This is a genomic window from Mesorhizobium sp. WSM1497 (assembly GCF_001672455.2).
Classification (GTDB): domain Bacteria; phylum Pseudomonadota; class Alphaproteobacteria; order Rhizobiales; family Rhizobiaceae; genus Mesorhizobium; species Mesorhizobium ciceri.
The window spans coordinates 1,841,179-1,867,930 of sequence record NZ_CP021070.1; the positions used below are offsets into that span (position 1 = coordinate 1,841,179).

General features: G+C 63.2%; 30 protein-coding genes. 15 read left to right on the forward strand and 15 right to left on the reverse strand.

Translation table 11 applies throughout. The features are described from left to right. The first annotated feature begins 40 nt into the window (after nt 1-40). The 4 genes from A9K65_RS09005 (at nt 41) to A9K65_RS09020 (ending at nt 4,859) form a co-directional block, all read left to right on the forward strand. Nucleotides 41-1,711: a nitrite/sulfite reductase gene (locus A9K65_RS09005; RefSeq protein ID WP_024502839.1), complete on the forward strand. Its 1,671-nt coding sequence runs from the start codon at nt 41-43 to the stop codon at nt 1,709-1,711. Continuing rightward, nucleotides 1,686-2,450, forward strand: a complete 765-nt coding sequence (locus A9K65_RS09010) for a phosphoadenylyl-sulfate reductase (RefSeq protein WP_013529564.1) — start codon at nt 1,686-1,688, stop codon at nt 2,448-2,450. The genes A9K65_RS09005 and A9K65_RS09010 overlap by 26 nt, the downstream gene beginning before the upstream one ends. Before the next feature lie 173 nt (nt 2,451-2,623). Beyond that, a complete protein-coding gene (locus A9K65_RS09015) occupies nt 2,624-3,157 on the forward strand; it encodes a DUF934 domain-containing protein (protein WP_064995559.1) in 534 nt (177 codons plus the stop codon). A gap of 97 nt (nt 3,158-3,254) precedes the next feature. After that, nucleotides 3,255-4,859 carry a GMC family oxidoreductase N-terminal domain-containing protein gene (locus tag A9K65_RS09020; protein WP_064995560.1) on the forward strand — a complete coding sequence of 535 codons (1,605 nt, stop codon included), beginning with the start codon at nt 3,255-3,257 and terminating at the stop codon, nt 4,857-4,859. 127 nt (nt 4,860-4,986) lie between these two features. Here A9K65_RS09020 and A9K65_RS09025 read toward each other — a convergent pair whose 3' ends face one another. The 3 genes from A9K65_RS09025 to A9K65_RS09035 all read right to left on the reverse strand — a co-directional run bounded on the left by A9K65_RS09025 (nt 4,987) and on the right by A9K65_RS09035 (nt 6,837). Then, nucleotides 4,987-6,009: a fatty acid desaturase gene (locus A9K65_RS09025; protein ID WP_013529567.1), complete on the reverse strand. Its 1,023-nt coding sequence runs from the start codon at nt 6,007-6,009 to the stop codon at nt 4,987-4,989. A gap of 152 nt (nt 6,010-6,161) precedes the next feature. Beyond that, on the reverse strand, nt 6,162-6,539 hold the full coding sequence (locus tag A9K65_RS09030; protein WP_024502835.1) for a hypothetical protein: 378 nt from the start codon (nt 6,537-6,539) through the stop codon (nt 6,162-6,164). 100 nt (nt 6,540-6,639) lie between these two features. After that, nucleotides 6,640-6,837 (reverse strand): hypothetical protein, encoded by a 198-nt coding sequence (locus A9K65_RS09035; RefSeq protein ID WP_024502834.1) that lies wholly within the window; start codon nt 6,835-6,837, stop codon nt 6,640-6,642. Between the two features lie 242 nt (nt 6,838-7,079). Between A9K65_RS09035 and grpE the strand changes: the two genes are divergently transcribed. Both grpE and A9K65_RS09045 read left to right on the forward strand, forming a co-directional pair. Then, a complete protein-coding gene (grpE, locus tag A9K65_RS09040; RefSeq protein WP_064995561.1) occupies nt 7,080-7,715 on the forward strand; it encodes a nucleotide exchange factor GrpE in 636 nt (211 codons plus the stop codon). Between the two features lie 104 nt (nt 7,716-7,819). Next, nucleotides 7,820-8,452 (forward strand): trimeric intracellular cation channel family protein, encoded by a 633-nt coding sequence (locus A9K65_RS09045; RefSeq protein ID WP_064995562.1) that lies wholly within the window; start codon nt 7,820-7,822, stop codon nt 8,450-8,452. A 64-nt stretch (nt 8,453-8,516) separates the two neighbouring features. Here A9K65_RS09045 and A9K65_RS09050 read toward each other — a convergent pair whose 3' ends face one another. From A9K65_RS09050 to A9K65_RS09075, 6 genes are all read right to left on the reverse strand, one after another. Further along, nucleotides 8,517-9,392, reverse strand: a complete 876-nt coding sequence (locus tag A9K65_RS09050; protein ID WP_023812526.1) for a GNAT family N-acetyltransferase — start codon at nt 9,390-9,392, stop codon at nt 8,517-8,519. A gap of 182 nt (nt 9,393-9,574) precedes the next feature. Beyond that, the gene (locus A9K65_RS09055; RefSeq protein ID WP_027161326.1) at nt 9,575-11,866 is read right to left on the reverse strand and encodes a PAS domain-containing hybrid sensor histidine kinase/response regulator; all 2,292 of its coding nucleotides are present in this window, start codon (nt 11,864-11,866) and stop codon (nt 9,575-9,577) included. A 140-nt stretch (nt 11,867-12,006) separates the two neighbouring features. Further along, nucleotides 12,007-12,996, reverse strand: coding sequence for an MDR family oxidoreductase (locus tag A9K65_RS09060; RefSeq protein ID WP_024502831.1), 990 nt, complete (start codon nt 12,994-12,996; stop codon nt 12,007-12,009). A 53-nt stretch (nt 12,997-13,049) separates the two neighbouring features. Beyond that, nucleotides 13,050-13,538, reverse strand: a complete 489-nt coding sequence (gene lspA / locus A9K65_RS09065; RefSeq protein WP_013529575.1) for a signal peptidase II — start codon at nt 13,536-13,538, stop codon at nt 13,050-13,052. Nucleotides 13,539-13,551: 13 nt separating this feature from the next. Further along, on the reverse strand, nt 13,552-14,409 hold the full coding sequence (locus A9K65_RS09070; protein WP_013529576.1) for an RNA methyltransferase: 858 nt from the start codon (nt 14,407-14,409) through the stop codon (nt 13,552-13,554). After that, on the reverse strand, nt 14,406-15,500 hold the full coding sequence (locus A9K65_RS09075) for a class I SAM-dependent rRNA methyltransferase (RefSeq protein WP_013529577.1): 1,095 nt from the start codon (nt 15,498-15,500) through the stop codon (nt 14,406-14,408). The genes A9K65_RS09070 and A9K65_RS09075 overlap by 4 nt, the downstream gene beginning before the upstream one ends. A 136-nt stretch (nt 15,501-15,636) precedes the next feature. Between A9K65_RS09075 and A9K65_RS09080 the strand changes: the two genes are divergently transcribed. From A9K65_RS09080 to A9K65_RS09090, 3 genes are all read left to right on the forward strand, one after another. Next, the gene (locus tag A9K65_RS09080; RefSeq protein WP_064995563.1) at nt 15,637-16,329 is read left to right on the forward strand and encodes a YafY family protein; all 693 of its coding nucleotides are present in this window, start codon (nt 15,637-15,639) and stop codon (nt 16,327-16,329) included. 71 nt (nt 16,330-16,400) lie between these two features. Then, nucleotides 16,401-16,796 carry a VOC family protein gene (locus A9K65_RS09085; RefSeq protein ID WP_013529579.1) on the forward strand — a complete coding sequence of 132 codons (396 nt, stop codon included), beginning with the start codon at nt 16,401-16,403 and terminating at the stop codon, nt 16,794-16,796. Beyond that, nucleotides 16,793-17,230, forward strand: a complete 438-nt coding sequence (locus A9K65_RS09090) for an EVE domain-containing protein (RefSeq protein ID WP_013529580.1) — start codon at nt 16,793-16,795, stop codon at nt 17,228-17,230. The genes A9K65_RS09085 and A9K65_RS09090 overlap by 4 nt, the downstream gene beginning before the upstream one ends. Here A9K65_RS09090 and A9K65_RS09095 read toward each other — a convergent pair. The 4 genes from A9K65_RS09095 to sppA form a co-directional block, all read right to left on the reverse strand. Then, nucleotides 17,227-18,192: an ornithine cyclodeaminase family protein gene (locus A9K65_RS09095; protein ID WP_064995564.1), complete on the reverse strand. Its 966-nt coding sequence runs from the start codon at nt 18,190-18,192 to the stop codon at nt 17,227-17,229. The two genes, A9K65_RS09090 and A9K65_RS09095, sit on opposite strands and share 4 nt — an antisense overlap. Nucleotides 18,193-18,229: 37 nt before the next feature. Next, complete coding sequence (locus A9K65_RS09100) at nt 18,230-18,586, reverse strand: DUF1049 domain-containing protein (protein WP_064995565.1); 357 nt, start codon at nt 18,584-18,586, stop codon at nt 18,230-18,232. Nucleotides 18,587-18,643: 57 nt separating this feature from the next. Continuing rightward, nucleotides 18,644-18,928 (reverse strand): integration host factor subunit beta, encoded by a 285-nt coding sequence (locus A9K65_RS09105; protein ID WP_006200394.1) that lies wholly within the window; start codon nt 18,926-18,928, stop codon nt 18,644-18,646. Nucleotides 18,929-19,010: 82 nt separating this feature from the next. Further along, a complete protein-coding gene (gene sppA / locus A9K65_RS09110) occupies nt 19,011-19,967 on the reverse strand; it encodes a signal peptide peptidase SppA (RefSeq protein ID WP_064995566.1) in 957 nt (318 codons plus the stop codon). Nucleotides 19,968-20,371: 404 nt separating this feature from the next. Between sppA and lptC the strand changes: the two genes are divergently transcribed. The 6 genes from lptC to ptsN all read left to right on the forward strand — a co-directional run bounded on the left by lptC (nt 20,372) and on the right by ptsN (nt 25,633). Beyond that, nucleotides 20,372-21,085, forward strand: coding sequence for an LPS export ABC transporter periplasmic protein LptC (lptC, locus tag A9K65_RS09115; protein ID WP_064995567.1), 714 nt, complete (start codon nt 20,372-20,374; stop codon nt 21,083-21,085). Beyond that, a complete protein-coding gene (locus tag A9K65_RS09120) occupies nt 21,072-21,653 on the forward strand; it encodes an LptA/OstA family protein (protein ID WP_013529585.1) in 582 nt (193 codons plus the stop codon). The genes lptC and A9K65_RS09120 overlap by 14 nt, the downstream gene beginning before the upstream one ends. Next, nucleotides 21,653-22,471, forward strand: a complete 819-nt coding sequence (lptB, locus tag A9K65_RS09125; protein ID WP_013529586.1) for an LPS export ABC transporter ATP-binding protein — start codon at nt 21,653-21,655, stop codon at nt 22,469-22,471. The genes A9K65_RS09120 and lptB overlap by 1 nt, the downstream gene beginning before the upstream one ends. A 199-nt stretch (nt 22,472-22,670) precedes the next feature. Continuing rightward, the gene (rpoN, locus tag A9K65_RS09130) at nt 22,671-24,197 is read left to right on the forward strand and encodes an RNA polymerase factor sigma-54 (RefSeq protein ID WP_064995568.1); all 1,527 of its coding nucleotides are present in this window, start codon (nt 22,671-22,673) and stop codon (nt 24,195-24,197) included. A 265-nt stretch (nt 24,198-24,462) separates the two neighbouring features. Further along, a complete protein-coding gene (gene raiA / locus A9K65_RS09135) occupies nt 24,463-25,047 on the forward strand; it encodes a ribosome-associated translation inhibitor RaiA (RefSeq protein ID WP_013529588.1) in 585 nt (194 codons plus the stop codon). Between the two features lie 121 nt (nt 25,048-25,168). After that, nucleotides 25,169-25,633, forward strand: coding sequence for a PTS IIA-like nitrogen regulatory protein PtsN (ptsN, locus tag A9K65_RS09140; RefSeq protein WP_013529589.1), 465 nt, complete (start codon nt 25,169-25,171; stop codon nt 25,631-25,633). A gap of 92 nt (nt 25,634-25,725) precedes the next feature. On the opposite strand, the gene A9K65_RS09145 is transcribed toward ptsN, so the two are convergent. Together A9K65_RS09145 and A9K65_RS09150 are read right to left on the reverse strand one after the other, a co-directional pair. After that, a complete protein-coding gene (locus A9K65_RS09145; protein WP_013529590.1) occupies nt 25,726-25,980 on the reverse strand; it encodes a DUF1150 family protein in 255 nt (84 codons plus the stop codon). 65 nt (nt 25,981-26,045) lie between these two features. Then, a complete protein-coding gene (locus A9K65_RS09150) occupies nt 26,046-26,471 on the reverse strand; it encodes an Hsp20 family protein (protein ID WP_013529591.1) in 426 nt (141 codons plus the stop codon). Nucleotides 26,472-26,752 lie beyond the last annotated feature (281 nt).

Sequence of the window (26,752 nt, forward strand, 5' to 3'; positions counted from 1 at the left end):
AGACACCAGGCATGGGCGGACGCGCCCTGAAAGACCAAGCATGTACCGTTACGATGAGTTCGACCACGATTTTGTCCAGGCCCGCGTCGCCGAGTTCAGCGACCAGGTGCAGCGCCGTCTTGCCGGCGAGATCACCGAGGACCAGTTCCGGCCATTGAGGCTGATGAACGGCGTCTATCTGCAGCTGCATGCCTACATGCTGCGCATCGCGGTGCCCTATGGCACGCTGAACGGCAAGCAGCTGCGCATGCTCGGCCACATCGCCCGCAAATACGACAAGGGCTACGGCCATTTCACCACGCGCCAGAACATCCAGTTCAACTGGCCGGCGCTGTCGGACATTCCGGCGATCCTGGCCGATCTCGCAAGCGTCGAGATGCACGCCATCCAGACCAGCGGCAATTGCATTCGCAACGTCACCGCCGACCACTTCGCCGGCGCTGCCGCCGACGAGGTCGCCGATCCGCGTCCCTACGCGGAAATCCTGCGCCAGTGGTCGTCGGTGCATCCGGAATTCTCGTTCCTGCCGCGCAAGTTCAAGATCGCGGTGACGGGGGCCGAGCGCGACCGCGCCGCCATCCAGACCCACGACATCGGCCTGCACCTGAGGAAGAACGCCGCCGGCGAACTCGGTTTCGCCGTCTATATCGGCGGCGGCCAGGGCCGCACGCCAATGGTTGCCCGCAAAATCCGCGACTTCCTGCCGGAAGCCGACCTTTTGTCCTACTGCACGGCGATCCTGCGCGTTTACAACCTCTATGGCCGCCGCGACAACAAGTACAAGGCGCGCATCAAGATCCTCGTCCATGAGACCGGCGTCGAGGAGATCACCCGCCAAATCGAGGCCGAGTGGCAAGAGTTGAAAGACGCCCAGCTGAAGCTGCCGGAAGCCGATATCCGCGCCATCGAGGCCTATTTCGCGCCACCGGCACTGGCTGAGCGGCTGGAAGGCGACCAGGCGGTCAAGCTGGCGCGGCTCGATTCCAAGGGGTTCTCGGAGTGGCTCGACCAGAATGTCGTGACGCACCGCCATCCCGATTATGCGGCGGTGACGATCTCGCTGAAGGGCATCGGCGAGGTGCCCGGCGACGCCTCGGACAGCCAGATGGACGCAATTGCCGACATCGCCGAGACATATGGCTTTGACGAGCTGCGTGTCAGCCATGAGCAGAACCTGATCCTGCCGCATGTGGCCCGCGCCGACCTCAAGGCGGTCTATGATGCGCTGGTCGGCATCGGCCTGGCCACGGCCAATTCCAACCTGATATCGGACATCATCGCTTGCCCGGGCCTCGACTACTGCGCGCTGGCCACGGCGCGCTCGATCCCAATCGCGCAGGAAATCTCGCGCCGCTTCGCCTCGCTTGAGCGGCAGCGCGAGATCGGCGAACTGAAGCTGAAGATCTCCGGCTGCATCAACGCCTGCGGTCATCACCATGTCGGCCACATCGGCATCCTCGGCGTCGAGAAGAAGGGCTCCGAACTCTATCAGGTGACGCTGGGCGGCTCGGCCGACGAGAACACCTCGGTCGGCGAGATCATCGGCCGCGGCTTCTCTTCGGAAGAGATCACCGACGCCATCGAACAGATCGTCGAGACCTATCTCGGCCTTCGGCTCGACCCACAAGAGAAATTCATCGACGCCTACCGCCGAGTCGGTCCCGCGCCGTTCAAGGAGGCGCTCTATGCTGGCGAAGCCAAGGCCGCTTGACCGTATTGGAGACGTCGATGACGGCATCGCCGCCAAAGCGGCTGGGCTCGATGCGCTCTATGGTCATCTGAAGCCGCTCGAGATCATCGAACGCTCGGCCCGCGAACTGTTCCTCGACGAGATCGCGGCGGTGTCGTCGTTCGGCGCGGATTCGGCCGTGCTGCTGCACATGATCGCCAAGATCGACCGGACGCTGCCGGTCATCTTCCTCGACACCGGCAAGCATTTCGAGGAGACGCTCGGCTATCGCGATGCGCTTGCCGCCGATTTCGGGCTGACCAACATAAGGGTGATCAAACCCGAGGAAGCAGCACTCGAACGGATCGATCCGACGGGCAATCTGCACCAAAGCGATACCGATGCCTGCTGCGACGTGCGCAAGGTGGAGCCGCTGGCGCGCGGTGTCGCGCCATTTCGTGCCTGGCTCACTGGCCGCAAGCGTTTTCAGGCCGAGACGCGGGCAGCGCTGCCGGTGTTCGAGGCGGTCGGGCCGCGCATCCGCATCAATCCGCTGGCGCATTGGACGACATCGGATCAGGCCGACTATATGCGCGCGCATGCGCTGCGCGAAAATCCGCTGGTCGCTTATGGCTATCTGTCGATCGGCTGCTTCCCGTGCACGCAGCCGGTGCAGCCGGGCGAGGACGCGCGCAGCGGCCGCTGGGCCGGTCATGCCAAGACCGAGTGCGGCATTCACCTGTCGGGGCTGGAGAAGTCGCTGACCGACGCATCCCTTTAGGATATGCTGATATTCAGGTGAGGCTGGCCTGCAAACGGCGGCTTCCTGCGCTTCCGGTGCTCACGTACTTCAAGTACGCTCCGCTCCGGTTCTCGGAAGCCGCCATTTTCGGCGCAGCCTGACCTGAATCTCAACACATCCTTGGTTTCGTTTGACTGTTTAGGAACTTTTTGATGACTGGACCGACGACACCGGAGACCCGGCTCTGGACCCCTGCGGGTTTTCAGGAGGATGAGTGGACGCATGCCGAAAGCGCCGATGCGCTGTCCGGCAACGGCCGCTTCATCCTGCCGTTGCAAGTCTTCCTCGATCTCGATCCGGAGGTGCGCCGCTCGGCCAAGGAACGGCTCGGCGTCCTGCTGCAGCCGGGTGATCCACTCGAGAAGATCGCCGACCTGCTCGACCAGCTGTCGCTGGTGGCGCTGGCCTTTCCGGCCTTCAGCGACGGCCGCTCCTTCTCCAAGGGAGAACTGCTGCGCGGCCGCTACCATTTCGAAGGTGCCGTTCGCGCCACGGGCCAGGTACTGGTCGACCAACTGCCGCATATGCTGCGCCTGGGCTTCGACGAGTTCGAGATATCGAACCCCGTGCTGTTGAAGCGCCTGGAGGAGGGCCGCACCGGCGGATTGGGGCTCTACTACCAGCCAGCCGCCGTGCCGGAACCAAAAGGCCCGAAATACTCCTGGCGGCGCGTTCGCAGCAGCTGACGTTGCGGTAATTCCGCGCGTCTTTACAACGCCCCCTGTTCAAGCCTTCTCTTGAGCTTCCGGATGGAAAATCCGGAATGATCGGGGAGGGGTCTTCATGCGTTACGACTATGTCATAGCCGGCGGTGGGTCCGCCGGCTGTGCGCTTGCCGCACGGCTTTCGGAAGATCCCTCGAAAACGGTCTGCCTGATCGAAGCTGGCGGTGAGGGCAGGGATATGCTGATCCGCGCTCCGGCTGGCATTATCGGTATGCTTTCCGGCCGGCCCAGGATCAACAACTGGGCCTTCGAAACCGTGCCGCAGCAAGGTCTTGGCGGCCGCAACGGCTACCAGCCGCGCGGCAAGGCGCTGGGCGGCTCCAGCGCCATCAATGCGATGCTCTATGTCAGGGGCCATCGCAGCGACTATGACGAATGGGCCGATCTGGGCTGTGAGGGCTGGTCGTGGGATGAGGTTCTGCCCTATTTCCGGCGCGCCGAAGGCAATGAGCGCGGCACTGATGCCCTGCATGGCGGGGACGGTCCGCTGAAAGTGTCGAACCAGCGCTCGCCGAGGCCAATCGCCAAGGCCTTCATAGAGGCTTGTGCCGAAAACCAGATTCGCGCCTCGGACGATTTCAACGGACCGGAACAAGAGGGCGCAGGCTATTTCCAGGTGACGCAGTTCGCCGGTGGCGCCCGCAATGGCGAGCGCTGTTCGGCTGCCGCCGCCTATCTCCATCCGGTGATGCAGCGGGCCAATCTGACCGTGATCACGCGGGCGCACGCCACAGGCATCGTCCTTGACGGCAAGCGGGCCACCGGTATCCGCTACCGGACCCGCAAAGGCGAGGCAGTGGCGCAGGCGTCGTGCGAGGTGATCCTGTGTGGCGGTGCCTTCGGTTCGCCGCAGCTTCTGTTGCTGTCGGGTATCGGCCCGGCGGCCGAACTTGCCGTGCATGGCGTTCCCGTCGTCCACGAATTGCCGGGCGTCGGCAAGAACCTGCAGGACCACCTCGATTTCATCGTCGGCTGGAGATCGAAGGACACCGATATGCTTGGCATGAGCCCGCGCGGCGCGTTGGGTTTCCTACGGCATATCGCGCAGTGGCGGCGGGATGGGACCGGGCTGATCGCCTCGCCGGCGGCCGAGAGCGGCGCTTTCGTCAAATCCGACCCGGCGCTTGAGCGCCCTGACCTGCAGCTGCAATTCGTCATCGGGCTGGTCGAAAACCATGCGCGCACGCTGCACTACGGCTTCGGCTTCTCCTGTCATGTCTGCATATTGCGGCCGCACTCGCGTGGCGAGGTTGGGCTGGCCAGTGCCGATCCACTTGCCGCGCCGCGCATCGATCCGCGCTTTCTCGGCGACCAGCGCGATGCGGAGCTGCTGTTGAAAGGCGTGAGGATCACCCGGCAGGTGCTGGCTTCACCGGCGCTGACGCGCTACCGGTACAAGGAAATGCACATCGCCGGCGAGCCGAGCGATGCCGATCTGATGACCCATATCCGTACCCGCGCCGACACGGTCTATCACCCGGTCGGCTCCTGTCGGATGGGGGTCGACGAGATGGCGGTGGTCGATCCGCAACTCAAGGTGCGCGGGCTTGAAGCCTTGCGTGTCGTGGACGCCTCGGTGATGCCGACACTGATTAGTGGCAACACCAATGCGCCAACCATCATGATCGCCGAAAAGGCCGCCGACATGATCAGGGCTGCCTGATAGGAGCTCCAGGCCGCGGTGCCTATAGACTGGCGGTCGTTTTACTTTTCTTGGTTTGACGCAATTGCCTCAGGGAAAACGTTACGCGCTTTCCCTGGAAACCGTTCACCACCTCTGCTGGAATTGCTTAAGCTGCCGCCCGTGCCTCGCGGAACGACACCAGCTTGCGGCGGTTCTCGTCCCACAACGCCAGTTTAACGCAGCGCAGGCTTTCCAGCAGCGTGACACGGCCGATGTCGCGCAGCTCGGGATAATCCCGCAGCACTTCCTGCAACCGGTAGCACGGCACCTTGGCGGAGAGGTGATGGACGTGATGGACACCGATGTTGCCGGTGAACCAGTTCAGCACCGGCGGGAGGTCGTAATAGGACGATCCGTGCAAGGCAGCGTGCTGGAATTCCCAGTCGACATCCTTCGCCCATTCCGTTTCCTCGAACTGGTGCTGGACATAGAACAGCCAGATGCCGGCCGAACCGGCGAGGATGACGATCGGCAGGTGGACCACCAGGAACGCGCCGGGACCGACGAACCAAATGAGGATGGCTGCTGCGACCGCGATGCCAAGATTGGTGGTCATCGACGACACCCAAGGGGTCAGGCCGCCGCGCATCATGCCGACGGGCAGCCTTTGCTCGAAGATGAACAGCCAGATCGGACCGAGCCCGAACATCACCAGCGGGTGGCGATAGAGACGATAGGCAAGGCGGCCTCGCCACGACATCTGCCGGTATTCTGCAACGGTCAGCGTCCGGATGTCGCCCATGCCGCGTTCGTCAAGATTGCCGGCGCTGGCGTGGTGCGTCGCGTGGGCGCGCCGCCAGCAATCGTAGGGTGTCAGCGTCAGGATGCCGAGCGCGCGGCCGATCCAGTCGTCCGCGTAGCGATTGGCGAAGAAGGAGCCGTGGCCGCAATCGTGCTGGATCATGAAGATGCGCACCAGAAACCCGGCCGCGGGAAGGATGAGGATAAGTCCCCACCAATGGCCATAGGCATAGGCCGCCGAGGACAGGCCCCAGAGTATGGCGAATGGAATGAGAGTGATGGCGAGTTCGACGGTGCTGCGCCGCCTGTCAGGCTTCTTGTAGCGGGCGAGAATCTTCAGCCAGGCGCGCTTGCTGTTGGCGACCGTCTCAGGGGAAATCATGTTCATCAGGAAGCATAGGCGGGGTGCCTCGCCGCCGCAAGGCGACATCACGCAAAATTACTGTGCGTAATTGTCGCGTGGCCCGGCGGTCGAGCCAGCCAACCGCCGGTTCGACCTGCTGATGATCCTGAGCGTCGGTTTTCCGCTGAGGTCGATCGCTATTCGCGATCGAGGATGGGACAGCCGCGCTCGGTGCCAAAAGTCACGCGCACGCGGTCGCCACCCTGTCTGCCGCGGACTGTGATCTCCCGGCGGCCGACGGACTCTATCCTTGCGCGGCGGATGCCCATTCGGTCTGCCTTGTCGAGGGCCCGGTCCTCCGTGCAGCCTCGTTGACGGCGGTCGCGCCGGTCGTCGCGACGGGGGCCTTCGCAATCGTCATAGGCGGGGTCGCAATCTTCCATGAGCTTCAGCCGCGGGCCATGTTTGCCCAATTGCAGCTGCAGATTGTCTGCTTGTGCCGGAAAAGCCGCCAAGGTGATGGCGCCGAGGCCGACAAGCGCCATCAGCGATGAGGTGATCGAAACCTTGCGCACTACGTCCTCCATTTTGAACCACAACACATCTATCCTTAGATGGTTCGGCTCTCCCCGGCTATTGCCGATAGGAGGTTTGCTGCCAAGATCGATTGTTGCGTTAACGCCGGCGCCAGCCGATGTCACCGCGCTCCGCCCCATCGAGGCGGTCGAGCAGTTCTCGGAGCCGGTCGGGAATGTCGGCCTCGGTGCGGAAGGCCGGCAAGGTGCGTAGAAAGCGGGTCACCGCCTCGGCACCCAACTGGCGCCTGACCTCGATGGCCAGCCCTTCTGCCTTTTCGCCCGTGTTGCGGGTCATCGTCTCAAAATCCTGTGTCGGCTTCGAAACTCCTCCAGCAAGGGAATGGTTCCCCCATCCTGCCTGTGGGGCAAGCAAAGCCGGCAGTTAAGGTAAAATTTGAATTAAAATCGAAATGCCTTGCCTGCCATTGTCCGGCCTTGGCCGGTGGCTTCCATAATCGCTTACCCCTTGATTTTTGGCTGCCAAACATCGATATCGGGCACAAAATCCACATCATTCGAGATTAACGGGAAACGGCGATGAGCGACCAGGCAAAAGACGAACGCGCGCCCGATGAAGTCGAGGCGACCGAGCCCGCAGCCGAGCGCACGGAAGGCAGCACCGACGGCGACTATGAAGCCCTTGTCCGGCTGCTGAAGGAAAATGAAGAGCTGAAGGACCGCGCGCTGCGCGTGGCGGCCGAGATGGAAAACCTGCGTCGCCGCACGGCGCGCGATGTTCACGATGCGCGCACCTACGCGGTCGCGAATTTCGCCCGCGACATGCTTTCGGTGTCGGACAATCTGCGCCGCGCGCTGGATGCGATTCCCGCCGAGGCCAAGGCATCGGGTGACGCCGGCTTCAAGGCGCTGATCGAAGGCGTCGACCTCACCGAGCGCGCCATGCTGTCGGCGCTGGAACGGCATGGGGTCAAGAAGCTCGCGCCGGAAGGCGAGAAGTTCGATCCCAATTTCCACCAGGCGATGTTCGAAGTGCCCAATCCGGACGTCCCGGCCAACACCGTGGTCCAGGTCGTGCAGCCGGGCTATTCGATCGGCGACCGCGTGCTGCGCCCGGCTATGGTCGGCGTCGCCAAAGGCGGTCCGAAGTTTGCCGCCGCTGAAGCGGCGGTCGAGCCGGGGCCGGTAAACGAGCAGGCTGAGAAAGATGCATAGTTAAGGGAGTAGGGCAGTAGGGAAAAGGGCAATCGCACCTTCCGTGCGGCTTCGTGCTAAACATACTGCCTTACTGCCCTATTCCCTTACTCCCCTGGCCTGCCATGAACCCCATCGCGCTTCTCGACTATGCCGGTGTCGCCGTCTTCGCGGCGACCGGAGCGCTTGCGGCTTCGCGCAAGCAGCTCGACATTATCGGCTTCCTGTTCCTGGCCAGCGTCACCGGGATAGGTGGCGGCACGCTTCGCGACGTCATCCTCAACCTGCCGGTTTTCTGGGTCGCCAACTCCGGCTATGTGCTGGTCTGCGCCGCGGTTGCGGTGCTGGTCTTCTTCAGCGCGCATCGTCTCGAATCGCGCTGGAAATGGCTGCTCTGGCTCGACGCCATCGGGCTCGCCGCTTTTTCGGTGATGGGCGCGGCCAAGGGGCTTGCGATTACCGGTTCGCCGGTCGTCTCCGTCATCACCGGCGTGCTCACCGCCACTTTCGGCGGCATTCTGCGCGATCTCCTTGCCGGCGAGCCATCGGTGCTGCTCAGGCCCGAAATCTATGTCACGGCGGCCCTTGCAGGTGCCGGCCTTTACACGCTTGGCGATCTTGCCGGACTGCCGCCGCTCGCCTCGGATTTTGCCGGTTTTGCGGCGGCGTTCCTTGTGCGTGGCGGCGCGCTCAAATTCGGCTGGTCGTTTCCGTCCTACAAGAGCCGGCCCGGCAGGCGGCCGGAAGATATTTTGTGAAAAGGAAGCGAATAGCGAATAGGGGTTGAACGAGATAGCTCCCGCTACCTTCTATTCGCTAGCCTCACGCAGCGAAGCGCTGGGCTTCCCCGCCGTAATAGTTGACGTAGCGTGCGCCGATCTCCTTGACCGGCATCACGACGAACACATCGACCGTCGAGAATTCGCGATCGATGACGCAGCCATCGCCGATGCGGGCGCCGACACGCAGATAGCCCTTGACCAGAGGCGGCATCGCGGCGATCGCCGCCTTGGCATTGACCGCCTCGATCGGCATCAGGTCCATCGAGCAGTAGCGCCCGGAGACCGCGCGTACATCCCAGGCCGAATTTGTGCGGCAGTGGTGGGCGAGGTAGGTGAGCGCCTCGGCATGCGCCGCCGGCACGGTGCCGTGAAAGGAAGCGCAACCGGTCATCACACCGATTTCATAATGGTTGATGTAAGCCCAGATGCCTTGCCACAACGCTTCGATGGTGCGCTTCGAGCGGTATTCCGGCAAGACGCAGGAGCGGCCGAGTTCAAGGAAACGCTGGCCGGGGTGACGGGCAATGAGCTTGGTCAGCTCGAATTCACCTTCGGAATAGAAACCGCCGGCCGTGGCCGCGATTTCTTGCCGCAGCAGCCGATATGTGCCGACGATGCGGCGATGTTCGGGACCGGAAAGCGTGGTGTCCAAAACCAGCAGATGGTCGCAGAGCGGATCGAAGCGGTCGGCGTCACGGCGGTCATGGGCCTGGAACAGGTCCTTCCTGGCGCCAAGTTCGTCGTAGAACACCCGGTAGCGCACTTCCTGCGCGGCCGCGATCTCGGCCTCGTTGCGAGCGAGCCGCACTTCAAGATTGCCTATACGGCCTAGTGCCGCGCCCTTTATGACGGAATCGACGTTACGTCCGGCAAGCAAGGCGCTGCTGGCGTTCGGCCGAGTGTCACATTCCGGCATAACTGTATGCACGAGTGATTCTCCTTCGAGCCATCCCTCTTGGCACGGGGATACGGTGTAGGTGCAACAGGATTGTGACAGTACCGTGATACGACGTCGTGGGCAATACTTCGTCGGCTGGCGAATACGATCAACCGGCTACGTTTAAGTGATCGCCCGGTGCGGAATGGGCGGTGGAAAGCTCAGGCCGCGACGACCTGGCCCTCGACGGCATTGACCAGCGCCTCGGGGTCGAGCGGCTTGGTGACAAAGCCGCTGGCTCCATGGGCCAACACCGCATGGCGGGTCTTTTCCTGGCTGTCGGCCGACAGCACCATGATCGGCACCGGCCGCACGGCACTTTCTTCCTCATGGCGGCGGATGGCGGCAATCGCGTCCAGCCCGTCCATGACCGGCATGTGCAGATCCATCAAGACCACGTCGAAGCGGTCCTTGTGCGCGGCGCCGGTGACAGCCTCGACGGCCGCCTTGCCGTTGCCGACCACCCTGACGCGATGCCCGGCCTTCAGCAGCGTGGCGCGGGCCAGCATGGCATTGATGTCATTGTCCTCGGCGATCAGCACCGACAGGCCGCGCTGGCGGTTGCCGACGGCGCGCAGTGTCGGCGCGCCGCGCTTTTCCGGCTGCGGCGGGCCGAGGCTCGGAGCATGGCTGCTCAACAGTACACGCAAAAGTGTTCCGCCGCGCACCGGCCTGGCCAGGAAGGTTGCGTAGCCGCTGGCGCGGAACTCGCCAAGCATGCCGCGATCTGTCGGCGCGATCAGCGTGATCGCCTCACAGTCGGAGAAACCGCTCTGGCGCAGGCGCTTGAGCAGCCTTCCGTCGCCTTCCTCCATCGCTGCATCGACCAGGATCGCGTCGCAGCCGGCGGCGAAAGGCGCGGCCTGTGCGGCGGTGGTGGCGATGTCGACCGCGCCACCGTTGGCACGGATGGTGCGGGCGATGGCGTCGGCCTCGACGGCGTTCTTCGACAGGATCACCACGCGTCTGCCCGAGAGAGCATTCTGGCGGCCCTGCGGCGCTTCGGTGGCCGCTGTCGCAGGGACTTCGAAGACGAACTCGGATCCCTGGCCGAGCCGGCTGGATACCGAGATCGTGCCACCCATGGCGGCCACCAGGCGCCTGGAGATGGCAAGGCCGAGGCCGGCCCCGCCATGTGTGCGTGTCGACGTGCCGTCGGCCTGCTCGAACTCCTCGAAAATGCGCTCCAGGTCGGCATCATGCAGGCCCGGACCGGTATCGGCGATGGTAAAGCATATGCGGTCGCTGGTTTCGGTGCGTGCGCGTGCAATGCTCACCAGCACGCCGCCGCTGTCGGTGAACTTGATGGCGTTGCCGATGAGGTTGAGAAGCACCTGCCTGACCTTGCCTGGATCGGCGGTGATCAATTGCGGCACGTCGGGTTCGACATGACAACCCAGCCCGATATCCTTGGCGAAGGCGCGCGCCGCCAGCAATTCGATGATGTTGTCGGCGATCTCGCGCACCGACATCGGCTGCGGCTCCGGGTCGAAACGCCCGGCTTCGATCTTGGAATAGTCGAGAAGATCCTCGATCAGGGCAAGCAATGCGCTGGCTGAGGTCGAGACGGCGCCGACATAGGTCTGCTGCTCCGGCGACAGGCTGGTGTCGGCGAGCAACCTGGCCATGCCCATGATGCCGTTCATCGGGGTGCGGATTTCATGGCTGACGGTGGCGAGGAAACGCGATTTGGCCTGGCTGGCATATTCGGCCCGTTCGCGTGCGGTGATCAGCGAGGACTCGGCGCGTTTGCGGGCGGTGATGTCGCGGGCGATGGCGCGGTGCGAAACCGCGCCACTGTCCTTGTCGCGCACCGACAGTTCGATCCAGGAGAACCAGCGCTGCCCGCTCGGCGTGCTGATAGAGACATCGGTGGAACTCAGGCACTCATGGTCGGAAAAGGCGGCATCGGGAACCATGCCGACCTCGATGCCGAGTTCCGCCAGGGTCTTGCCGGCAAGATCGCGCTGGTCGATCTCGACGAGATCGGCGAAGACCTTGTTGGCATAGACGATGTAGCCGTCGCGGTCGCGATGGATGACGAGATCGCCAAGCGCGTCGATCAGGCCACGAAAGCGCTCATCGCTCTCCTGCATCTCCCACATGCGGTCGGCCAGCGTCTCGATCTCGGCGCGGCTGCGGGCCGTGGTTTCGTCAAGAAGGGCGGCGGTGCGATGTTCGCTGCGCCTGGCGCGCAGATGCATGGCAAGGCCGGCTAGGCCGGTTGCGAGCAATGCAACGCTGATGAACATCGGTGCCCCGGTCAGGTGCGCCAGCCCGGCCATCACCACGATGGCGACGAATGTCAGAAAGGACAGGCCTTCGCGCCTGGAGAATTCCGGCTCGGGCACCAGCGGCGGCGCGGCGACGAAGCGCCGCGTCGACGCCGGCGGGAGCACCGCATCGACATCGTCGCCAGTGTCCGCCTGTTGGCTGCCGGATTGCGCGATCATGCGAAATTCTTGCCAGACAGAGCTTATGGAAAATTGCGGCGGATCGTTCCAATTTTAGCGGATGAGCGTTTTTTGCCGAGGCGCGGCGGGTTTGCCACCAGATCTGGCGATTGCATCGCCCTTCCGGCAGTTGGGCGGAGTCACATATCCACGACGACGCGGCCGCGGATCTTGCCCTCGACGATATCGCGCGCGGCATCGACGATGCCGTCGAACCCGATGGTGCTGGACAGGCTGGCGAGCTTCTGCAGATCGAGGTCGGTGCCGATGCGGCGCCATGCCTCGAGGCGGACTGCTTTCGGCGCCATCACTGAATCGATGCCGAGCAATGAGACACCGCGCAGGATGAAGGGCGCGACGCTGGCCGGCAGGTCCATGCCGCCGGCCAGGCCGCAGGCGGCGACCGCGCCGCCATAGGAGGTCATCGAGAGCACATTGGCCAGCGTGTGGCTGCCGACAGCGTCAATACCGCCGGCCCAGCGCTCCTTGGCCAGCGGCTTGGCCGGCTGGGCAAGCTCCTCGCGCGAGATCACCTCGGCGGCGCCAAGGTCCATCAGAAAGGGGCTTTCGGCATTGCGGCCGGTGGAAGCAATGACATGGTAGCCGAGGCTGGACAGGATGGAGACCGCGACCGAGCCGACGCCGCCGGCTGCCCCCGTCACCACCACCGGGCCGCGATCGGGCAGGATGCCATGCCGCTCCAGGGCCATGACACAGAGCATGGCGGTATATCCTGCGGTGCCGACGGCCATCGCGTCATGCGGGCTGATGCCTTGCGGCAGCGGCACCAGCCAGTCGCCCTTGACGCGGGCACGGCCTGCATAGGCACCGAAATGGGTTTCGCCGACGCCCCAGCCATTCAGCACGACCTTGTCTCCGGCGCGCCAGTCGGGATGCGAGGACGAAATGACGGTGCCGGCGAAATCGATGCCCGGCACCAGCGGCCAGCGGCGGATCACCGGCGCCTTGCCTGTGATCGCCAAGCCATCCTTGTAGTTCACCGTCGTTGCCTCGACCGCGACAGTGACATCGCCTTCCATCAGGTCGGCCTCGGTGAGATCGGTCACGGCGACCGACTGCTTTTTCTCGGCGTCACGCGAAACGAGGATGGCTTTGAAGGTTTCGGACATGTCTTTCTCCGCGATCTTGACGACATGAACTGTGCGGCGATGGCCGCACGGGGTCAATCCTTGGAAGGACTGGCTTTGGGTTCGCGCCGCCAGCCGACCAGCTCGTCGAAGACGACCAACGCCGCGCCAACCGAAATGAAGGCGTCGGCAAGGTTGAAGACGGCGAAGGACCAGACCGGCGTGTGGAACAGGATGTAGTCGATGACGTGGCCGTAGACGGCGCGGTCGATCAGATTGCCGAGCGCGCCGCCGACGATCAGCGCAAAGCCGGTGCGGGCAAGGATCTGGGACGGCGCGATCCGTGTCGCCAGGAACAGCACGAAAGCAACGACGGCGAGCGAAATGACGATCAGCCCGGTGTCGCCGAAGGACGAGAACATCGAGAAGGCGATGCCGGTATTGTAGGTGCGAAACAGCGCCAGGAAGGGCAGCAGATCAACCTTCTCCTGAAAAGGCAGATCGGCCTCGACCAGGTATTTTATCCACTGGTCGAGCGCGATGGCCGCGACGACGAGCAATGCGTAGGGAGACCATGATCTCACGGGCAGGCAACCTTCATTGCTGGTCCAGGATTGGCTCGAGCTTCAGCGCGCCGCGCCGGATCTCGAACAGCATGATGCCGGTGGCAACGGCCAGATTGAGCGAATCGGCACGGCCCGCTTGCGGAATCCTGAGCAGCCTGTCGCAACTCGCAGCTAGGCTTTCGGGCAGTCCCTGCTGCTCGTTGCCCATCATCAGCAGCACGGGCCCGCGGGAAAAATCGACCGAGCGGTAGTCGACGGCGCCTTTCAGGTGGGTTCCGGCGACGAGGCCTGAAAACCCGCCTCGCCAGGCGAGGAAAGCCTCGGTTGTCGCCTTCGCCACGGGCACGGCAAAGATCGAACCCATGGTGGCACGCACCGTCTCCACGGAGAATGGATCAGTGGTATCGCCGACCAGGATGACGCCTTTGGCGCCGACGGCATCGACGGTGCGGATGACAGTGCCGAGATTGCCGGGGTCGCGCACCCGGTCGAGCGCCACCCAGACGTCGCCATTGTCAGCGCGGACATCCTTCAAGGCGAGGAATTTTTGCGAAAAGACGCCGACCACCATTTGCGGGTTGTCGCGACGGGTGATGGCGACCAGCACCTTCTCCGACACTTCGAGCACCATGCCGCCTGCCGCAACCGTGCGTGCGGCCACCTTCTCCACGGCAGCGTTGCCGCGCCCGGCCTTGGCGAAAACCAATGTCCTGATCTGCCAGCCGAGATCGAGCGCATCGATGACCAGCTTCAACCCCTCGGCCATGAAGGCGTTCTGCTGGTCGCGGAATTTCTTCTGAGCGAGCGCCTTGATGTCCTTGACCAGCGGATTGGCGAGGCTGGTGACCTCCTTCACCTGGCCAGGTGCGCCTGCATGCCGCTCGTTCATTCAGCCACCCAACGCGAAAACAATGAGGTCGATAGCGCCCGGCCGGCGGACTTTTCGCGGATGATCAACTCACCCGATTCAACCTTGCCGCCCATGCCGGCAAAGGTATCGCGCATCAGGGCGTGGATGGCGAAGAAGGAGGCGCGGATCGAGTAGGCGGTCAGCACCACGGCGAGCGGCTTCGGCGTCAGGATCGCCCGGCAGAGGTCGGTCAAATCGGGCAGGTCCTCGAACAATTGCCAGACCTCGCCCTTGGGGCCACGGCCATAGGCCGGCGGGTCGAACAGAATGATATCGTAGCGGCTGCCGCGGCGCTCCTCGCGCTCGGCGAATTTGACCGCGTCGTCGACGATCCAGCGGATCGGCTTGCTGCCGAGGCCGGCCATCTCCTGGTTTTCGCGGGCCCAGCCGATCGCCTTCTTCGAGGCATCGACATGGGTGACCTCGGCACCGGCGCGAGCCGCCACCAAGGAAGCGAGACCGGTATAGCCGAACAGGTTCAGAACCTTGACCGGCCGCTTCGCCGCCGCGATCAGCCCGGCCATGTGGTCCCAGTGGGAGGCCTGCTCCGGAAAGACGCCGACATGACGAAACGAGGTGAAACGGCCGAGATAGTCGATGCCGTCATGCTTCATCGGCCAGGTCTCGCCGAGCGGCAGCTTCGGGAAACGCCAGCGGCCGATCCCCTCCTCGTCGGTGTCTCCGGTGAAGACGGCGTCGGCGCGCTCCCATTCCTTTGCCGGCAAGGCCTTTTGCCAGATCGCCTGGCCCTCTGGCCGCACGATCCGGTAGGGGCCATATTGTTCGAGCTTCTGGCCGGTGCCGCTGTCGAGCAGCGCATAATCGGCATTGGGCGCCACTTCCAGGATCACGGGAAGATGTTCAGTGGGCAGAGCGCCTTCGCGGCGGGCCAGGATGCGCGGCGCCGAGTTCGGTTCGGAACGATTTTCCGTCTTCGCCTCATGGCGCTCGCGCGGTGGCGCTTCCGGTCTGGCAGGAGCCTGGCCGGGACGCGGGCGTGACACGTCCGCCGCACTCTTGGCGGATGGATGTGGACGGTTGTCGCGGCGTTTGTCGCGAAAAGACTTCAAGCGGGGGCAACTCCGAACGGCGTGGCCGCTTTTGACATAGGGCAACCGGCTTCGCAACCAAGTCCGACAGGTCGGCCTCTCCGGTTTATGTCTGCCGGCGATGGACCAATGTCAAAGAAACAGGCAAATCTGCTCGATGTCCCGCTCCGAACGCCTACTCGACCTCATACAGTGCTTGCGCCGGCATCGCCGGCCGGTGAGCGGGCACATGCTTGCCGACGAGACGGGCGTTTCGATCCGCACGCTCTACCGCGACATCGCCACGCTGCAGGGCCAGGGCGCGCCGATCGAGGGTGAGGCGGGGTTGGGTTATGTGCTCAAGCCCGGCTTCATGCTGCCGCCGCTGATGTTCAGCGACGAGGAGATCGAAGCCATTGTGCTCGGCTCGCGCTGGGTCGCCAGGCAGCCGGACCAGCGTCTCTCGGCCGCCGCCGCCAACGCGTTGGCCAAGATCGCAGCCGTGCTGCCCGACGATCTGCGCGAGGATCTTGACGCGAGCACACTGCTGGTCGGGCCTCCTGCCGCGGCCACCGAGGGCATCGATCTTGGTCTGGTGCGGCAGGCCATCCGCAACGAGCGCAAGCTCGGCTTTCTCTACCGCGATGCCGGCGGGGCCGTGTCCCAGCGCGTCGTCTGGCCATTTGCGCTGGGCTTCTTCGACAAGGTGCGGGTGGTGGTGGCGTGGTGCGAGACGCGGCAGGATTTCCGGCATTTTCGCGCCGATCGCATCGCCGAACTCCAAGCAATGGACACGCGCTATCCGCGTCGTCGCCAGGCGCTGCTCAAGGAATGGCGAACGACGCTCGATAAGCCGCGTGGTCCGCGATGACTGCTGCCATATTCTGACAGTAGCCTATCTTATGTTCGCCAAGTCGAAACACCGAACCTTGGAGAGCAGATATGGCCACCCCGAATTTCGTCATCCTCTATGTCGACCAGCCGCAGCAGAGCGGTGCCTTCTACAGCGCGCTGCTCGGTCGTGAGCCGGTCGAAAGTTCGCCGACCTTCGTGCTGTTCGTGCTCGATGCCGGCTTCAAGCTCGGCCTGTGGTCGCGCCATACGGTGGAGCCGGCAGCCGCCACGTCAGGCGGTGGCGCCGAAATCGTGTTTGCGCTGGATACGCCCGATGCGGTCGATGCCGCCCATGCCGACTGGTCCGGGCGCGGGCTGAAGATCCTGCAGACGCCGACCGACATGGATTTCGGCCGCACTTTTGTCGCGCTCGATCCCGATAATCATCGCCTGCGCGTCTACTGGCTGTCCGACGGGGAACAGGCCAATGGGGAACAGAAATGAGCGCGTATTGGATCGCGGTGGCGTCGGCCGAACATGTCCGGCGTGGTCGCACAGCCGGCTTCATGCAGGTCAACCACGGCAAGGCGGCACCGCTGCGTCGCGTCAAGCCGGGTGATGGCGTCGTCTACTATTCGCCGACCACTGTTTTGGGCGAGAAAGACGGCCTGCAGGCTTTCACGGCGATAGGCATCGTGCGGGAAGGCGAGCCTTATCAGGGCGATATGGGCGCCGGCTTCACGCCGTTCCGCCGCGATGTGGCGTGGGCCAAGGCCGAGGAAGCGCCGATCAAGCCGCTGCTCGACAGGCTGGACTTCACCGTGGCCAAGTCGAACTGGGGTTATCAGCTTCGCTTTGGCCTTTTTGAAATCGGGGATCACGATTTTCGTGTCATCGCCGAGGCGATGGGCGCCGAAATGGGTGCAACGGTAAACTAGGCCGTGAGCGCTTTGTAGACGGCAATGCCGGCGGCAAGATCCTCGAGCGCCGCTCCGACCGACTTGAACAGCGTGATCTCACCGGCGCTCTCGCGGCCCTTCTTTCGGCCGCGCGCCAATTCGTGCAGATCGGCGACGATGGCTTCCGGCTTCAGCACGCCGGAGGCCAGCGGTTGGACGATGTCGCCGGCTTCCTTGGTGGCGCCGGCGCGGGTGTCGACATAGACGCGGGCAAGCCTGATCGCATCGTCATCGCTCTCGCGCATCGTCGGCGTAAAGCCGCCGACCAGGTCGACATGGGTTCCCGGCCGCAACAATGCGCCCTTGATCAACGGCGTGGTCGTGATCGTCGCCGAGGAGACGATGTCGGCCTGCCCAAGCTCCGTATCGAGATCGCTTGCCGCACTGGCCGCGAAGCCCTGGGCGCACAGATCGGCCGCGACTTTCTCGGCATTGGCCGGGGTGCGGTTCCAGATGCGGATGGTCTTGATGGGTCGCACGGCCGAGTGCGCCTTGGCGAGGAAGGGCGACAGCGCGCCGGCGCCGACCACAAGCAGCCGCGAGGCATCGTCGCGGGCGAGATAGGAGGCCGCGAGCGCCGAAGCGCAGGCGGTGCGCCATTGTGTCAGCCGCTGGCCGTCGATCAGGGCCTCGGGTTCGCCGGTGGCGCCGTTGAGCAGAAGATAGAGCCCCATCACCGCGGGCTTGCCGATGGCATTGTTGTCGGGCGACACGGTGACGATCTTGACGCCGACGTGACCGCCGGCCGACGTGCCGGCCGCGTTGAGATCGGTCCAGGCCGGCATCAAAAGCAGTGTGGAGGCGGCACCATCGGGCCGCTCGATCGTATGATGATGCCTGACAGGCTGCACCGCACCGTCGCGAAACGCCATGCGCAGCGTCTCGACCAGCCGGGGAAAGGTCAGCGCATGGTCGACCTCTGCGGCCGAAATGGTCAGCATGAAAAACTCCGTGAGGACAAAACCGCCGATTGGCGGCTCAAGCGGTCGGCTTCGGCAATGCTGCCTCTTGGGCGGACCCCGGTGCCTGGCTTTGTGATACCGCCGGCGCACGGCTGACCGCCTGGCGCAGGTTCTCGGCTTCGACGCCGCGCTGGCGCGCCAGCTTGCGATAGCGACCCTGTTTGACCCACGTAGCCAGACTGCCGACGATCATGCCGATGGCGAGCGCCAGGAACAGGAAGATGAACAGCGGCAAAGTCAGGGTCAGCTTCGGATTGCCGGGATTGAACGGGTCCAGCGTGAAGGCGACCAGTTCGCGGTTGGCGACAGCGAGTGCGATCAGGATGATCGCCAGGGGCACGAAGATCGCGATAAGGATGAAGCGATTGAACATGATGTTTTCCGTCGGAAGCTGGCCTGTCCGAAAGGCCGTCAGGCGCTGACGTCGCGCCTACTTGCCGCCGTTCAGCCTTTCACGCAGTTCCTTGCCGGTCTTGAAGAACGGCACCCATTTCTCCTCGACCTCGACGGATTCGCCGGTGCGTGGATTGCGTCCGGTGCGGGCGGGACGATTTTTCACCGAAAAAGCGCCGAAGCCACGCAACTCGACCCGGTTGCCTTCGGCAAGGGCGTCGGTGATTTCATCAAAGATCGCGCCGACGATGTTTTCGACGTCGCGCAGGAAAAGATGCGGATTGCGCGTGGCAATAATCTGCACAAGTTCGGACTTGATCATGAGACGGGTCCCCGTGAAAGCAGTGCGGTCAAAATTATGAGGATGATTTTATTTGCTTTTTTCACTTGCCCCAAACGGCTTCTCAAGGGTGCCAGACGGAAACGAGACCGTCAAGAAACAAGCGGTCGGCTCCGAGTTCATGGATGACGTCGCTGCTGTAGGCGGGCAGGCCGAGCGCACTGCCGATCGTTTGCGCCATCGCTTTCGAGAACAGGAAGCCGCTGCGCCGTTCGGTATCCTTCCACTCGACGACCTTGAGCTTGGCATCGACGCCCTTGGTCGCCAGCCAGTCGACCGCCACGGTCTCGCCGCCGACGGCGTCGATCAGCCCGTTGGCAACGCCCTGGCGACCGGTGAATATCGAGCCGTCGGCAAGCACCAGCGCTTGTTCGCGGCTCATCTTGCGGCGTTCGGCGACGATGTCGACGAACCAGTTGTAACTGTCGAGGATGAGCTTGCGAACCATGGCGCGCTCGTCGTCATTGGTCGGCTTGAAGGGAGAGGGCGCGGCTTTCAGCGGCGAGGATTTCACCTCCTCCAGCTTGACGCCGAGTTTGTCCATCAGGCCGCTGACGTCGGGATACTGGATCAGCACGCCGATCGAGCCGACGATCGAGGTCTTGCGGGCAACGATGTGATCGGCGGCACTGGCGATCATATAGCCCGCCGATGCGGCGAGCGTGCCGACTTCCGCCACCACCGGCTTGTCGGCGGCCAGCTTGCGCACTTCTTCATAGATCGATTCACCGCCAACGGTGGTGCCGCCAGGCGAATCGATCGACAGGATCACGCCTTTCACCTTCGATGAAAGACGGATGGTTTCCAGCCGCTCGATCAGTTCCTCGTCCTCGGTGATCGTGCCTTCGATCTTGACCTTGGCAATATGGTCGACCGTCGAGCCGCCGAAATCGTCGCCATAGAACCAGGTTGAAAGCGCAATCACCCCAAGGGCTATGATGCCTATGGCGACGACGCGCCAGAATGTCAGCTTGCGCCGCAAACGGCGGCGGTCGATCAGGTCGTCGGCTCTCAGTGCCATGGTCAGCCTTTCAGTCGGCGGGAGGAGACGCTTTTAGACCATGATCCTCCCATCTGGAAGCAGTTCTCTTTTGCGCATGGCGAGACAAGTCGGCGCCTGGACGTGAGGTGGCTATCCGCGTCGACAGTCGACGGGGCCGGGTCAGGCCCTCTCCAGGCCTCGGTCTGCTCACATATTCGTGCAATCGCCACCAGGTCGGGCGACGAGACCGATGGCTGATAAATTTTACGCCGCGTGTCTGTTTCTGCTATGGAGAACACGCAGTTGTGCGGACTTCGTTTTCGTCTGTACAAAGGCGGCTGTCACATTTTTGCAGTTTTCGTGGGCTTGTGCTTGCTTGAAAGCGCCGGCGTCCCACCTATAGGCGGTGCCCGAGGGCGGGCAGGATTAGAAGAAAGCAGTGAATGTTAGCGCGACCGATTGAACCGACCGACGCCGAGGCGGTGTTGGCTCCCCCGGCGGACGTCCGGACGCGCGGCGATGCTTTCGACCGTGCGCAGCGTCATTCGCGCCGCGTGCGCGTTCTCAAATTTGCCGTGCCGGTGGCCGCAGCACTGATAGCGGTCGCTTTCCCGGTCTATTCCTATCTCGCCGCACCCGTCTCGGTGAAGATTCAGGCGGAAGGCACTGCCTTTTCCAACGGCAAGCTGGTGATGGCCAATCCCAAGCTCAACGGTTTCACCAAGCAGAAGCAGCCTTATTCGATGACGGCGCTGCGTGCCATTCAGGATGTCAGCACGCAAGGTATCATCGAGCTGGAAGGCATCGACGCCAAGGTGCCGATCGCGTCCGACAATGTGGCGGCGGTCAAGGCCTCGCACGGCACCTACGATCGCGACGGCAATACGATGAACCTGACCAGCGACGTGACGATCACCACGACCGACGGCATGCAGGCCAAGTTCAAATCGGTCTTCCTCGACATGGGCAAAGGCACTATGAAGACAGGAGATCCCGTCGATGTCAGCCGTGGCGGGTCGCGGATCACGGCGGATACGATGTCGGTTCAGGACAATGGCAAGATTCTGGTTTTCGAGAACAAAGTGCGCGTCAACATCGATTCCGCCGCCCTGAAGGCGGCACAGGGAAACAGCGGAGAAACCAATGCGGCTCAGTAGTTCGACGCGGCTCGCGGCTGCAACTTCAGCGTTGCTGCTGCTCGGACTCGTGCCGTCATGGGCGCAGACGACCAGTCAATCAGGCCTCAAACTGTCCGGCGACAAGCCGATCCAGATCGAGAGCGACAAGCTGGAAGTCCGCCAGGCCGACAGTGTCGCGATCTTCACGGGCAATGTCAGCGTCGTCCAGGGGCCGACATTGATGAAGGCCGGCAAGATGACGGTCTACTACGTCAAGGACCCCAACGCCGCTGCCAAGGGCACGGAGGCCGCGGGTGCTGCGATGACGGGCTCGGCCAACATCGATCACCTGGAGATCTCCGACAAGGTCTATATCAAGTCGGATGCGCAGATCGCGACCGGCGATCAAGGCAGCTTCGATATGAAGAGCCAGGTGCTGGTGCTTTCGGGCAAAAAGGTCGTTCTGTCGCAAAACGACAACGTTCTGGTGGGCTGCAAGCTTACCGTGCAGATGAAAAGCGGGCTGGCTCAGGTGGATCCATGCGCTGGGCAACGCGTCCAGATGTCGATCACGCCGCCGCCGAAATCGGGAGCGACGAACCCCTGATGGCCAGCCTGTCGTCGCTGACGGCGCGTCTTCCGGGACGGGCCGCCGGCAAGCTTTCGGCGCCGGCCACGGTGACCGTCGATGCGGGAAAGTTCAAGGGAACCCTGATCGCCAAGGGGCTGACCAAGAGCTACAAGGGCCGCAAGGTCGTCAGCGGCGTTACCATCGGCGTGCGCGCCGGAGAGGCCGTTGGACTGCTCGGCCCCAACGGCGCCGGCAAAACGACCTGTTTCTATATGGTTACCGGCCTGGTGCCGGTGGATGAAGGCACGATCGAGATCGACGGCTTCGATGTCACGTCGATGCCGATGTACCGTCGCGCACGCCTCGGCATCGGCTATCTGCCGCAGGAAGCATCGATCTTCCGCGGCCTCAATGTCGAGCAGAATATCCGCGCCGTGCTGGAAGTGGTCGAAAAGGACCGCAAGGTGCGCGAGCGCAATCTCGACGAACTGCTCGAGGAATTCCACATCAGCCATCTGCGCAAGGCGCCATCCATGTCGCTTTCGGGCGGCGAGCGGCGACGCTTGGAAATCGCGCGAGCGCTGGCGACGCGTCCGGCCTACATGCTCCTCGACGAGCCTTTCGCCGGCATCGATCCGATCGCCGTCGCGGATATCCAGCAACTGGTGCGCCACCTGACGGCGCGCGGCATCGGCGTCCTCATCACCGATCACAATGTGCGCGAAACGCTCGGCCTCATCGACCGCGCCTACATCATCCATGCCGGCCAGGTGCTGACCCATGGAAGGGCCGACGAAGTGGTGGCAAACCCGGATGTGCGGCGACTTTACCTCGGCGAGGGTTTCACCCTCTGAGCGTGAAATTTGTTTCCTGACACGATTTTTGCGGTTCGCGCGGCGCTTTTTCGTCGATTTTGCTCCGAGATAACGCTCCGGTAAGCGAGTTTTGCTACCAATTGCCTTGACAAGCAAAAGCCGGGCCAGTTTCTATGGCCGGCTGCAAAATTCCTTTCCGGAAGTCCGGATGCGTAGACGAGGCGTTTGAAACCGAACCATGGCGTTGGCGGCCAAACTACAGCTACGACAATCGCAGTCGCTGGTGATGACGCCGCAACTGATGCAGTCGATTCGGCTGCTGCAGTTCACCCATGTCGAACTCGAGCATTTCATCGACGAGGAAATCGAGCGCAATCCGCTGCTGGAGCGCGCCGAGCCGCAGGACGATGCCGCCAGCGACCAGGCGCAGAAGATCGAGGCGGAGCCGCAAGCCACCTCCGAAGGCGACTGGTTCGAAAACGAGACACAGTGGAGCGCCGAGGCGATCTCGGACAAGCTCGACACGTCGCTGGAAAACCTGTTTCCCGACGACCCGGGCACCAGCGAGCGGCTCGGTCCCGACCTGACGGCGCAATGGAAATCGGCTTCCGGCAATGGCGCGGGTTCCTCATCCGAGTGGTTTGACGCCGGCGATATGGCGACTGCTGCGATCACGCTGCGCGACCATGTCGGTGAACAGGTGGCGCTAGCCTTCGCCGATCCGGCTGCACGTCTGATCGCCGCCGACCTCGCCGACGGCCTTGACGAGACCGGCTATCTGCGTGCCGATCTGGCAGAGATCGCCGCTCGTCTCGGTGCGGATGCGGCCGCCGTGGCGAAGGTGCTGGCGGTGTGTCAGACCTTCGAGCCGGCCGGCCTGTTTGCCCGCGACCTGGCCGAATGCCTGTCGCTGCAGCTTGCCGTGCGGAGCCGGCTCGATCCGGCGATGAAGGCGCTGGTCGCCAATCTCGAACTCCTGGCACGGCGCGATTTTCACGCATTGAAACGGATCTGCGGTGTCGACGAGGAGGATCTGCTCGACATGCTGGCCGAAATCCGGGCGCTCGATCCCCGGCCGGGCATGGCGTTTTCGGGCGGCGCCAGCGACGCGATCGTCGCCGATGTCGAGGTGCGCGCGGCCAATGACGGCAGCTGGACGGTCGAACTCAATGCCGAAACGCTGCCGCGGGTGTTGGTCGACCATATCTATTTCGCCCAGGTCTCTCCGCAGGCCAAGAACCAGGCGGAAAAGGATTTTCTGGCCGAATGCCTGCAGAACGCCAACTGGCTGACGCGCAGCCTCGACCAGCGGGCAAAGACCATCCTCAAGGTCGCTTCGGAAATCGTTCGCCAGCAGGACGCCTTCCTCGTCCATGGCGTGCGGCAGCTGAAGCCGCTCAATCTGCGCACGGTGGCCGACGCCATCGGCATGCACGAATCGACCGTCAGCCGGGTCACAGCCAATAAATACATGCTGACGCCGCGCGGCGTGTTCGAGCTTCGCTACTTCTTCACCGCCTCGATCGCCGCATCGGGCGGCGGCGATGCGCACTCCTCGGAAGCCGTGCGTGACCGCATCAAGCAGTTGATCGACGAGGAGAAGCCCGTCGACGTGCTTTCCGACGATGCAATCGTCGACATGTTGCGCGAAAGTGGCGTCGACATTGCAAGGCGTACGGTCGCCAAGTACCGGGAAGGCATGAATATCCCCTCCTCGGTGCAGCGCCGGCGCGAGAAACGTGCGATGGCCAGCGCCGGGCGCTGAGGCGGGTCGATTTTCCACAAGCCAGCACTTCATTGACAAGCCGCGGTGAACTGGCTAGAAGCCCGCCCGCATGAGACGGGCTAGATGCCCGCATGCGGATGGTCCGTCACGACGTTGGCCTCGGGACGGTCAAAGGGCGGCTTGTGATCAACCGGAAAGTCTGGATTTAAAATCGGCGCAAGTGACGCCGCAAAGCTTGTGCGCACGGATCACGAGTATAAACTCGGGCCAGTTTGAAGCCTGAGCAAGGAAGGTCAGTTTTCAGATGAATCTGCGCATATCGGGAAAACACATGGACATCGGCGATGCGTTTCGGACACGCATCAACGATCGTGTCGGCGAAGCGATCGGCAAATATTTCGATCGCGGCTTTGCCGGACATGTCACGGTCATCAAATCGGGTTCGCGCTATTCGGCGGATTGCATGATCCGGCTGGATTCCGGCGCTTCGCTGCAGGCCACCGGCGATGCCCAGGATCCGACGCTTGCCTTCGAGGCGGCGGCGGACCGTCTGGAAACCCGCCTGAGGCGCTACAAGCGCCGGCTGAAATCGCACAATTCGGGCGCCGCCAACGGCCAGCCGACCGACATAGCCTACACGGTGATGGCGCCGCTTGCCGATGACGACGAGGACATTCCGGAGAATTTCGCGCCGGCCATCGTCGCCGAATCAACCATGACGCTGAAGACCATGTCGGTGGCGTCGGCGGTCATCGAGCTCGACACCAAGGACAGCCCGGTCTTCGTCTTCCGCAACGCGGGAACCGACCATCTCAACATCGTCTATCGCCGACCCGATGGAAATATCGGTTGGATCGACCCGTCGACGACCAAGGTCGCACAAGCGTGACGACAACGGTCGCACGGTGACGACAAGGGTCGCACGGTGACGACGAGGTCGCACTGGGATAAGAGCCGGCCGCACGAGGGGTGAGGACTGGTGACGGCAGGCGAACAAGGGATTTTCAAGCATGGATCTGAGCGATCTTATCAACGTTCCGGCGATATTGCCGGCGTTGAAGGCGAACTCCAAGAAGCAGCTGCTGCAATTGCTGTCCGAACGGGCGGCGGCGATTTCCGGCATTCCGGAGCGGGAGGTGTTCGACACCATCCTGCAGCGTGAGCGGCTGGGTTCGACCGGCGTCGGCAACGGCATCGCCATCCCGCACGGCAAGCTGGCCGGCGTGAAGCGCATCGCAGGTGTTTTCGCCCGGCTGGAGACGCCTGTCGATTTCGAATCGCTGGACGATCAGCCCGTCGATCTGGTGTTTCTGCTGCTGGCGCCGGAAGGGGCGGGTGCCGATCACCTCAAGGCACTGTCGCGCATCGCGCGAGTGCTGCGTGACGCCGACACGGTGGCCAAGATCAGGGGTACGCGCGACGCCGCGGCTATCCACGCGCTTTTATCGGACACCCAGGCCTCGCACGCGGCCTGATTTTTCTGGTGAGACGAACTTCAAGGGCCGCCACGGGCGGCCCTATGCGTTTGAGCCTGCTGGTCGCGCCTAACAGGGCGGCGCGCTGGGTCTTAGTGGATGGCGACCGTGGTCAGGTCGTTTTCCATGGCACCGGCCAGTGCGCGGTCACGCGCGTCGGAAAGCAGGATCGGCTGGCCATTGGCGGCAAACAGCGCCCACAGTTCCATGCCGGGAGCGATTTCGCCGAGATTGGGGAAACGGCCGAGCAATTCGTCGCTCGAGACCTTTCTGAGATAAGCGACCGAGCCCTCGCCGAGATGAGCGAATTCGCCATTGGTCATGGTGATAGTTTCAGTTCTGGTCATTTCAAAGCCTCCTTGGCGCGAGGACGCCGCTCAAGGCCATCCCGCATGAGAGCCATCGGTAAAGATCAGTCTTTCACCGATATGTTTATTTTCCGTACCAGCCGTTCGGACTCCGGCCGATCGAGGTCGATCGCCAAAAGGCCGTTCTTCAACTCCGCTGCGATCACCCGCATGCCGTCGGCCAGCACGAAACAGCGCTGGAACTGGCGCGCGGCTATGCCGCGATGAAGAAATTCGCGCTCGGTGTCGTCGGTCTGACGGCCGCGCACGACCAACTGGTTTTCCTCCGTGGTGACATCGAGATCGCTTTCGGCGAAACCGGCGACCGCCAATGTGATGCGCAACCTTTCGGTTTTGCCGTCGGCGCCGCTGAGGCGTTCGATGTTGTAGGGAGGGTAGCTGTCACCGGACTTCGCCAGGCGTTCCAGGGTCTTTTCCATGGCGTCGAAACCAAGCAGAAGCGGGCTGGAAAAGGGCGTCATTCGGCTCATGTTACACTGTCCTCTCAAGAGCGACATAAAGTGGAAAAACCCAGATGGCATTTTTCCCGATGGCCTTGATATGGTCCGCCCCGCGACCAAGTTCAAGCCGTCAACAGACCCGCCCAAAAAGACCAGGCCGTGGACTCACAGGAATGACAGACATGGCGCTTGAAACGGCGAGCAGATGCAAGGAAAAGCGCGCGGGTCGGGATTGTCTTCCCCGGTCGAGCGGTTCGGCCTGGCAGCTCGCGGCCGCTTCGGCGTCATTTGGATGTTCCGATCGGATCGAT